Source organism: Stenotrophomonas maltophilia group sp. Smal32 (assembly GCF_030237085.1).
In the GTDB taxonomy this organism is placed as follows: Bacteria; Pseudomonadota; Gammaproteobacteria; order Xanthomonadales; family Xanthomonadaceae; genus Stenotrophomonas; species Stenotrophomonas maltophilia_Q.
This window is the reverse complement of sequence record NZ_JASJSI010000154.1, coordinates 1-8,089: the sequence shown is the minus strand read 5'-3', so window position 1 is coordinate 8,089 and position 8,089 is coordinate 1. Positions and strand designations below refer to the sequence as shown.

At 63.8% G+C, this 8,089-nt stretch carries 13 protein-coding genes and 1 tRNA gene; 8 read left to right on the top strand and 6 right to left on the bottom strand.

The features are described from left to right. Positions 1–447 (top strand): SPOR domain-containing protein (locus QRO91_RS21070; RefSeq protein WP_285310549.1); only part of this gene is annotated, 447 nt, incomplete at its 5' end. Between the two features lie 40 nt (positions 448–487). Next, positions 488–563: transfer RNA gene (locus QRO91_RS21065), tRNA-Thr, on the top strand. 85 nt (positions 564–648) lie between these two features. Here QRO91_RS21065 and QRO91_RS21060 read toward each other — a convergent pair. The 3 genes from QRO91_RS21060 to QRO91_RS21050 form a co-directional block, all read right to left on the bottom strand. Continuing rightward, positions 649–1,086 carry an XVIPCD domain-containing protein gene (locus QRO91_RS21060; protein ID WP_197619900.1) on the bottom strand — a complete coding sequence of 146 codons (438 nt, stop codon included), beginning with the start codon at positions 1,084–1,086 and terminating at the stop codon, positions 649–651. An 87-nt stretch (positions 1,087–1,173) separates the two neighbouring features. Then, a complete protein-coding gene (locus tag QRO91_RS21055; RefSeq protein WP_197619901.1) occupies positions 1,174–1,773 on the bottom strand; it encodes a hypothetical protein in 600 nt (199 codons plus the stop codon). A 27-nt stretch (positions 1,774–1,800) separates the two neighbouring features. Further along, entirely contained in the window at positions 1,801–2,331 is a 531-nt protein-coding gene (locus QRO91_RS21050; protein ID WP_197619902.1) for a hypothetical protein, read from the bottom strand. Positions 2,332–2,633: 302 nt separating this feature from the next. Here QRO91_RS21050 and QRO91_RS21045 point away from each other — a divergent pair, with 302 nt between their 5' ends. Both QRO91_RS21045 and QRO91_RS21040 read left to right on the top strand, forming a co-directional pair. Then, entirely contained in the window at positions 2,634–2,921 is a 288-nt protein-coding gene (locus tag QRO91_RS21045; RefSeq protein ID WP_049431461.1) for a type II toxin-antitoxin system RelE/ParE family toxin, read from the top strand. Between the two features lie 58 nt (positions 2,922–2,979). Next, a complete protein-coding gene (locus tag QRO91_RS21040; protein ID WP_049431463.1) occupies positions 2,980–3,282 on the top strand; it encodes an addiction module antidote protein in 303 nt (100 codons plus the stop codon). Positions 3,283–3,362: 80 nt separating this feature from the next. On the opposite strand, the gene QRO91_RS21035 is transcribed toward QRO91_RS21040, so the two are convergent. Both QRO91_RS21035 and QRO91_RS21030 read right to left on the bottom strand, forming a co-directional pair. Next, on the bottom strand, positions 3,363–3,671 hold the full coding sequence (locus QRO91_RS21035) for a hypothetical protein (protein ID WP_238378671.1): 309 nt from the start codon (positions 3,669–3,671) through the stop codon (positions 3,363–3,365). An 80-nt stretch (positions 3,672–3,751) separates the two neighbouring features. Then, positions 3,752–4,159, bottom strand: a complete 408-nt coding sequence (locus tag QRO91_RS21030) for a hypothetical protein (RefSeq protein ID WP_049431464.1) — start codon at positions 4,157–4,159, stop codon at positions 3,752–3,754. 583 nt (positions 4,160–4,742) lie between these two features. Here QRO91_RS21030 and QRO91_RS21025 point away from each other — a divergent pair. From QRO91_RS21025 to QRO91_RS21010, 4 genes are all read left to right on the top strand, one after another. Next, the gene (locus QRO91_RS21025; RefSeq protein ID WP_049431466.1) at positions 4,743–5,507 is read left to right on the top strand and encodes a DUF3011 domain-containing protein; all 765 of its coding nucleotides are present in this window, start codon (positions 4,743–4,745) and stop codon (positions 5,505–5,507) included. 134 nt (positions 5,508–5,641) lie between these two features. Beyond that, positions 5,642–6,562 carry an arginase gene (gene rocF, locus QRO91_RS21020; protein ID WP_285310548.1) on the top strand — a complete coding sequence of 307 codons (921 nt, stop codon included), beginning with the start codon at positions 5,642–5,644 and terminating at the stop codon, positions 6,560–6,562. A gap of 160 nt (positions 6,563–6,722) precedes the next feature. Then, the gene (locus QRO91_RS21015; RefSeq protein WP_005407710.1) at positions 6,723–6,860 is read left to right on the top strand and encodes an entericidin A/B family lipoprotein; all 138 of its coding nucleotides are present in this window, start codon (positions 6,723–6,725) and stop codon (positions 6,858–6,860) included. A 204-nt stretch (positions 6,861–7,064) separates the two neighbouring features. Further along, a complete protein-coding gene (locus tag QRO91_RS21010; protein ID WP_004137109.1) occupies positions 7,065–7,286 on the top strand; it encodes a CsbD family protein in 222 nt (73 codons plus the stop codon). A gap of 73 nt (positions 7,287–7,359) precedes the next feature. On the opposite strand, the gene QRO91_RS21005 is transcribed toward QRO91_RS21010, so the two are convergent. After that, positions 7,360–8,089, bottom strand: a 730-nt coding sequence (locus QRO91_RS21005; RefSeq protein WP_285310547.1) for a hypothetical protein, incomplete at its 5' end; no start/stop codon positions are given.

Sequence of the window (8,089 nt, the reverse complement as noted above, 5' to 3'; positions counted from 1 at the left end):
GCACTGGGGCCGTTTGCTGACCGCGCCGCCGCCACCAGCGCGCAGGGCAACGCCGGCAACGTCATCAGTCAGGTACGCCTGCGCGAACAGCCTGCCGCCAGCGGCAGCGCCCGCTACCGGGTGATGCTGCCGGCCGGCGCCAACCGCGAAGAGGCCCAGGCCACGGTCAAGCGCATCGTCGCCGCCGGCCTGAGCGACTACTACATCATCAGCCAGGGCGAGGACATCAACGCCGTGGCGCTGGGCCAGTACCGCAACCGCGAAGGCGCCGAGCGGCGCATGGCTGCCGTGCAGGCTGCCGGCTTCCAGCCGCGCCTGGTGGCCAGCGGCGACGCCGGCCAGTGGTGGCTGGAGGGGCAGCTGGCGGCGGGCACGCAGCCGGCCCAGGCCCAGCAGCGCAGCGGCGCGGCACAGAGCCGGTCGCTGGAATGCGCAAGGTTGCGCTAGAATTCCCGGACCGCGGCGCTGCCGCCGGTGATGCACCCATGCCGCTTTAGCTCAGTTGGTAGAGCAACTGTCTTGTAAACAGTAGGTCATCCGTTCGATTCGGATAAGCGGCACCATCCCCTATGAGTCGGCGTCTCTTTGCGCTGCTCCAGGCACTCGCCCGGCGGTTCGAAGGACGGAAGATCCGCTGTCTCGACAGCCCTACCTTGAGAATGATGGTCCATCCTGCGCATGAACCTGCTGCGCTGGTGGCTGTTCAGGATTTGCGGCCAACGCTTCAGCGCGATGAAGGGACTCTGCTTCGGGCGAGCGAAGCGCGTCCATCGTATTCATGGCTCCGCGGCGTTGGGCAGGATCGTCCATCGCTCCCTCGACGATGAATACTTTCTCGCCACGTGCAAGGGACTCTGTCGGGTTGTTCAGTACAACGTGGTCAACTCTTGAAAACCCTTGCTCCTTCGCGAGCACCAACAGACTCGCGGACATGCGCTGGCTCGACTCATCCCACTGCTTCCCGCTCTCGGCGTCCAGGCGTTCCACACCCGCTCTTATCTGCATGTAGAGAGAGCGGTCAGCGTTGCCGAGTTCAGCTACAGAGGAAGCTGTTCGCTGCACTGAGAGTGAGTCGTCGGCGACCACGGCGACTCTCTCGCCAGCCGAAGTGCGCTCGGCGTCAAATTCTGGCTCGGGCCTACGTCGACGCTGCGTGGGTGCTATGTGCTGATCCTAGTGCGCGCCATAGTAAAGCTCGTATGTCGCATGAGGACCCACAGAAGGAGCCTCCGTTTTGAACACCTCAGCGATCTGTCCAAGCGCCTGGTTTCGATTGATCCGCCCGGCCTGGAGTTCAACGGCAATGACTCCATACTGTTGCGGTCGATTACCCGTACCCGACACGCCAATGTCCGGTCCACCGGCCGCAATGAGTTCACGCTGGACCTGGACATTACTGAGCGTCGCAGCGGCTTCTCCGCGTAGCAGGGTGTTTACATAGGATTGCTTGGACGTCCGATCTGGTTGCTCGGTGAAGAGATGATGCCCAACTTCATGAGAAAGAGAACGTGCGATTCTGGGGCCCTGCCCGATGGCGTTCTCGTCAATGACGATCTTCACACCGGGAATAAGATAGGTGCCGCCACCGGCTGGCCCCCATTCGACACCCAGGTTGTCGTGATCAGCCTGTGCAAGACCCGCTCGAAGTGTTGGGGATTTGGTCAGAAGCGGTGCCAGCGAGGGATCAACCAAAGGCGAAGCCGGACGACGTGTTGCCCCTGGTCGGCCACTCTCCTGCGGCTGTGACAGTGCAGATTCTTCAGTACGCTCCATGGTGCGGCTCTTTCGCAATGACAGGGATCAGCGCTGACTGATCGATACGTAGGTCAGCGTCTTGTGGTCAAGGGAGAGCCCGAGTACAACCTTGGCACTGTTCACCTGAGCAGACCAGTAAGGGCGGGAATCAGGCGCATCCGGGTGGGGTGGATACATGGCGGATTCCTCCCAGATGATTTCTTCGAGCGCGATGCTCGGTGGTGCGACCTCAAAGATCAATGTCGCGTGCGTAGGATCGTCGGCAGGACTTCTCAGCGTGATGTTCTGGATACCAAGTCCGCCCAGCATGCCGCGTTCTGCGGTCCGCTCGTCCCTCAAGCCTTGTCGAGTTGGCTCTCCCAGGTGCGTGTGGAGCTGTTCATTCAATGCGTCGACATCATCAAAACGCAACTTGGTCAAACGCTCGATATCGTTCTTGAACCGCTCCATACCAGTTTCACTCCCTGATTCGACGGGCCGTTTTTGATTCAGATGATCTGATGGGGGCGGCGGCGCGGCGCTCGTACATGCTGCCAGCACAAGCGCCGGAACAGCGATCGCGAGGCGACGACGCACTGCTATCCAGAGGTGGCGCCGAAGTCCACGTTCTGATGAAGAAGCGCATTTCTCGACCCATGCATTCATGAAAGCATCTCGCGCGCCAATGTCACACTCTTGAATCTAGCACAGCATTTTGTGAGCGCGGATCGGGTACGAGTGAACAATGAGCTGCTGAAAGCGCACCCGATTCCACTTTCCAATCTGAAAAGACGGGGCGTCGGCTGCGAGGGAGGGAGTGCCAGACGGGAGGCCGAGCACAGCTCCATGCGTGCATTCCCGATAGTTGAAAGACTGTAGCCAGTAGGCTACAGTCCTCCATGAAGATCCAGCGTACCCGTCAGTTCGCGACATGGATTGACGCTCTCAAGGACGTAACCGCACGCGCTCGCATCCTGGCCCGTATCGGTCGGCTCGCTGAAGGCCATCCCGGTGATCACCGCTATCTGGCGGATGGCGTTTCTGAATTGCGTATCGATGCAGGACCGGGTTACCGCGTTTACTACACCCAGCGCGGCAGGCAGTTGGTGATTCTCCTGGTTGGAGGCGACAAGGGTTCGCAGCGGCGCGATATCGAGAAGGCCAGGGAGATTGCGCGTGCCCTGTGAGCGTGGAACTGGCTGTCGACGAAACGACTCAATACCGAAGTACCGGAGCTGTCCCATCATGGCCATCAAGAGAAAAGTCGAACTCAAATCATTTGATGTGGCCGAGCATCTTCGGACGCCGGAGGAAATGGCGGCTTATCTCGACGCCTGCATCGAAGAAAGCGACGGCGATTCTGCCTTCATCGCCAAGGCGCTCGGCGATATCGCCCGCGCTCAGGGGATGAGCAAGGTTGCGCGTGCGGCGGGTTTGTCGCGCGAGAGTCTGTACCGCGCACTGTCGGGCGAGCGCAGCCCCGATTTCGCCACCATCCTGAAGGTAACCCGGGCCCTGGGTGTGCGATTGCATGCCAGCGCTGTGTAAAGCATCAGGGCATTTCGCTCAAGCTCGGCGATCTCAGAAAGTCTGGCGCGGACAGGTTCAATCAAACCGGATGATGCGGATCAACCCTCTTGTCGACGATCCGTCTCCGAAGGCGGCCACCGTGCCACAGCGGAATACCTCTTTCGCACCGTCATGGTTGACGAATGAGATCGTGCAGTGTGCCCGCGTGCCCGCGTGCCCGGCGCGATGCGGGTGATGGCGCGATCATTCAGCACGAAGCTGTACCACATGAGTTCAGGGCTTATCGAAAGCGCGATGGGGCGCGCGGTGGCGGCGATCATCTCGGCAGCAGCGCCGCCGCGCGAATCCACTTCGTCCAGCCGCAGCTCAACGAGAACAGGTTTCAGGTTTGGATAGGGTGTGCTCATGCCAGCAGCGGTTCCGCCTGATTCGATAGCCGGGGTGGCGATGCGTTGAACCTGTGCGTTGGGAATCCCACTGTTCTGCATTATTGAGCCCCCTGCACCTGCAACGCCACATACTCCGCCAGTCCCCGGCAGGCCAGCATCAGCCCTTCGCGCACGCCGTCGCCGATATCGTCCTTCTCTTCCCCATCCACGCGCACGCGCTCATTGGCGTGGTACAGCTCCAGCAGCGACACCAGGCCCACGGCGGCGCGATCCCTGCGTGCGGCGGCCACGGCGTGGCCGGGCGTGCTGGATGGCCCCTGCCACGGCTGTCCGTCGGCGGCATCTCCGGCCTGGATGCGGCGCAGGCAGACGGGCAGGTTGATCGGCGCGGGCGCATCGTTGGCGGCGGCAAAGGCGGCTTCCAACGGCTGCGCCAGTTCGAGCGGCAGATGCAGGGCGGCGTCGCCCAGCGTGGCGGTCAGATAGGGGTAGAGCGTCTTGGACATGCGGGCATCCTCGTCAGGCACAGAGGCGCCGCCACGATAGGGTGGCGGGCGATGCGTGGCTTCCAAGACCGGAGATCGATGAGCCGGCGGGCACAGGGCCCCCACGCACCGCCCGCCGTAGACCGGCGAACGGATTGCCAGCCGGCGCCGCTCCTGGGAGGACGACGCCGGCTGGCAAGCGTATACAGCTTCAATCAAACGGGCTTGGAAGACCCGGCCACCTCTGCAGGTGGCGATTCATCATGCGCACGCCAAACCCCCGTCTGCCAGTCGATTGTTTCGATGGCATCGGGTGATCTGAAAGGAAAAATGAATTATCGCGATTGGCCTGTTCCCGCCGCTGCGATGCCGAAACCGACATATCGCGCAGTGCCATCATCCGCTGGAGATCGGTAGGTCTCAGCGCGGTTGCGAGGCCTGGCAAGGCCTACCAAGTGAAGCTGGCTTAACAGCCCAGGTAGAGCGCCACGGCCACCATAGCAAACACAACCCCCAGAACGCGCACCCGGATATTGATTCTCCTCACACACCGCTCCCGACTTCTCACCGCATACTTCGGGCACATACCTTTCAGGACCCGCCCATGCGTCGCCACGCCCTGCCGCTCACCGTCGCACTGTTGTCCACCGCGTTCGCAGTCCCGGCCATGGCCGCCGTGCCGTTCTTCAACGCCAGCTGCCCGGGCGGCATCGATGTGCACGCCGATGAGGGCGGGCCGGTCTACGTGCAGGGCCGCGAGACGGCGTTGAAGCGCTTCAACGACCGCTATTTCGAAGCACGCGATGCCAACAGCGGCATCACCCTGTCGATCAGCCGCAACGATGACGGCTCGCCGCAGGTCAGCTACACCGGCCGGGGCGGCGCCAATGGCATCTGCCAGGTCAGTAGCAGTGGTGCGCCCGCGCCCGCCGCAAACAGCGCGCGCCCTCGCGATGGCGCTGCCGGGGACGCCGCGCTACCGCGCGAAGTCACCTGCGAATCCACCGGCCAGCAGCAGGTATCGTGCGATCTGAATACCCGTGGCAACGTGGAAATCGTGCGCCAGCTCAGCCACACCCGCTGCGAACAAGGCCAGAACTGGGGCCTGTCGCGGCATTCGGTGTGGGTGAATGGTGGCTGCCGTGCGGTCTTCCGCAATGTGTCCAAGGCGGCCAACAGCGCGGCGCCGGGCGATACCGCGCTGGGTTCCTGCAATATGAGCAAGGGCGCGCAGGGCACGCTGGTCACCCAGATGCCGGTGGGCAGCGATTACCAGGAACTGATCATCGATTATCCGGATGGCCGCTTCCTGTGCATGATGCGCAACAACGGCCAGGTGCAGAGCGTGACGCCACTGCGCCGACGCTGACGGCAGTACGAGCAGCGCTGCTGAAGGGGAGCATCACGGAGGGCAGTGCGGTCGCCTGCCCTGCTGCACCGCCGCGAGTGGTGTCACACAGCTCTGGCTAGACTGTGCTTCTTTTTCCCCCGCAGGAGGCACCCATGGCCCATCCCATTTCCGTATCGTTGATTGGCGTACCCACCGACGTGGGTGCCGGCCATCGCGGTGCTCGGCTGGGGCCGGAAGCGCTGCGCGTGGCGGGCCTGCCGGAGGCGCTGGAAGCGCGTGGCGTGGACGTGCGCGACCTGGGCAACCTGGATGACCCGCGCAACCCGTGGACCGCGCCGGTGGAAGGCTATCGCCACCTGGATGAAGTGGTGGCGTGGAACCACGCGCTGATGGAAGCCAGCTACGCCGAACTGCAGGCCGGCCGCATGCCCATCATGCTCGGTGGCGACCACTGCCTGGGCATCGGTTCGATCACTGCCGTGGCGCGCTGGTGCCGCGAGCAGGGCAAGACCCTGCGCGTGCTGTGGCTGGATGCGCATTCGGACTTCAACACCAGCGACGTGACCCCGTCGGGCAACATCCACGGCATGCCGGTGGCCTGCCTGTGTGGTCTCGGCCCGGATGCGCTGACCCGCCTGGGTGGCAGCGCGCCGGCGATCACCCCGGCGCAGATGCACCAGATCGGCATCCGCTCGGTGGACCCGGAAGAAAAGCGCCTGATCAAGACCCACAAGGTGGATGTCTATGACATGCGCTACATCGACGAGAACGGCATGAAGCGAGCGGTGGAAGCGGCGCTGGCCGGCATCGACGAAAACACCCACCTGCATGTCAGCTTCGATGTGGACTTCCTCGACCCGAGCATCGCCCCGGGCGTGGGCACCACGGTGCCGGGTGGGGTGAACTACCGCGAGGCGCAGCTGGTGATGGAGATGATCGCCGACACCGGGCGCATGGGTTCGCTGGACATCGTCGAGCTCAACCCCTTGCTGGACAAGCAGAACGCCACCGCCGAACTGGCCGTGGACCTGGTCGAAAGCCTGTTCGGCAAGTCCACCCTGATGCGTGACTGAGCTCTCCGCCTGAACGGATCTGTGATCCGTTCACACCCGCTCCACGCCCCTGCCGCCAGATTGCACTTCACGCGGCGGCAGTGGCATTGGCTCCTTCCGCCGAGCGACCGAACCCCATCCGCGAATGAAGCGGTATAGCGGCGAACCCAAGGAGAAGCCCATGAAGCGCGTAGTTGCCCTGATGCTGTTGTCGATGTTCTCGGTGGCCCTGCTGGCCGGTTGCAACACCGTTGCCGGTGCCGGCAAGGACGTGCAGAAGGCTGGCGAAAAGGTTGAGGATGCCGCCAAGGGCCGTTGAGCCTGAAGTGGAACGGAAAGAAAAAAGGCCGGGGATCTCCCCGGCCTTTTCTGTTGCGCGTTTTCTCCAGCGCACGTGTCGAAGCGTAGTGAACCATTCAAGCAGGTGAGCATCCATTTCATTGCCGGTTGACCAGCACTCAACAGCCGCTGCGCGATGCTGGAGCCACGGTAAGAACGCCGTTGCAGCCAAGGATTCCCAGCAATGAACAAAGACATCATTTCCGGCAAGTGGTCGCAGCTGAAGGGCAAGGCCCAGGCCAAGTGGGGCGATCTGACCAACGACGATTTCGATGTGGCCGAGGGCAATGCCGAGTACCTGGCCGGTCGCCTGCAGGAACGTTATGGCTGGGCCAAGGACCGCGCCGAGAAGGAAGTGCGTGAGTTCCAGGACAGCGTGAGCAAGGACTACCCGGACTACAAGTAAGCGCGACGGTTTCCCCCACAACACAACGCCCGCACCGAGAGGTTGCGGGCGTTGTGTTGTCTGGGCGCGAGGATCAGCGTGCCGGCGGGTCGGGCACGTAGCGGTTCGGGAAGGCCTGCGGTTCGCGCGGCAGGCGCGAGGGTGCATCGACCAGGATGCCGCGCGCACGCAGGTTGCGGGCGCTGTCGTAGCGCAGCTGCAGCACCTGGGCCGGACTGCGGCTGGCGCGCTCGAAGTCGGTATCGCGTACCGAGGACTGTTCGCGTGCGCCGTGGCCGGTCCCCAACGCAGGGGCCTGCGACTTGCTGGCATAGCCCTCGATGCGGCTGGCACTGGCATCGGCGGCAGCCTCAGCCTGCGCGGCCGGCGCCGGCAGCGGCACGCCACGGCGCAGGATCGGCTCCGGACGCCAGCGGCGCGCCTCCTCGAACACCGCAACGCCGACCACGCCGATGTTGTCCGGGCGGCCGGTGCGGCTGGCATAACTGCCGCTGGGGCTGCTGAACACGAACTGCGCCACTTCGTCCTGGCTCTTGCGCCAGCCGGTGATGTCGGCGCGCTGGCCGGGGTTGAGCACGTAGCCGGTCTGCGAAGGATCGGCATCCTCGCCGGAGATGGCGTTGATGCCGTCTACCGACAGCACCACCAGCACCCGGCGCGGGCTGTCGTTGTACAGGCGCACGGCGTAGCGGTGGCCGCGCTCGCCGGCCACCCAGCGCTGGCCTTCGGCGGGGTAGCTGCGCAATTCGGTGCCACGGTCGCGGTCGACCAGGGCCATGCGCACCGGGCCACCTTCATACATC